This is a genomic window from Pseudomonas tremae (assembly GCF_001401155.1).
In the GTDB taxonomy this organism is placed as follows: domain Bacteria; phylum Pseudomonadota; class Gammaproteobacteria; order Pseudomonadales; family Pseudomonadaceae; genus Aquipseudomonas; species Aquipseudomonas tremae.
Genome location: NZ_LJRO01000008.1, coordinates 1 through 482 on the forward strand (window position 1 = coordinate 1; position 482 = coordinate 482).

Annotated in this window: 1 protein-coding gene; it reads left to right on the top strand. The window is 52.7% G+C overall.

Features of this window, described 5'->3' with window-relative positions; genetic code table 11:
- Positions 1–339 (top strand): MBL fold metallo-hydrolase RNA specificity domain-containing protein (locus ALO43_RS00035; protein WP_328586965.1); only part of this gene is annotated, 339 nt, incomplete at its 5' end.
- Positions 340–482: the final 143 nt, after the last annotated feature.

The window sequence follows — 482 nt, forward strand, 5'->3', positions numbered from 1 at the left end:
CTGAAAGCCATGTTGGGCGATGCCAGGCATAACGTGGTGTTTGTCGGCTATCAGGGCAAGGGAACACCCGGTGCAGCCATCCAGATGCACGGTCCTTTGGGTGGCTATGTCGAACTGGATCGTGAACGCTTTGATATCCACGCAGGGGTTCATACTGCCAAAGGTTACTCCGCCCATGCGGATCAGGCAGGACTTGTCAGTTTCGTGACCGGCATGAAAGAGTGGCCTGCGCAGATTCGACTGGTGCGTGGCGAGGCAACTGCGAAAAAGATGCTGGGGAATATTCTGGGTCGTAAATACTCGCTTGAAAAAAGAACCGTGGAACTGCTTTTTCCTTGAGGGGCGAGCGTGCTAGTTATGGTTGGGGGGTAATTGAATTTTCAAGGTGTGCACCTGACCCGGTTTAGGGAGACGCTGAAAAATTAACCCGTTCGCACCGTCTTCATTTCCAAGCCGGTTTTTTTCAACCTGCCGGCCTTGTT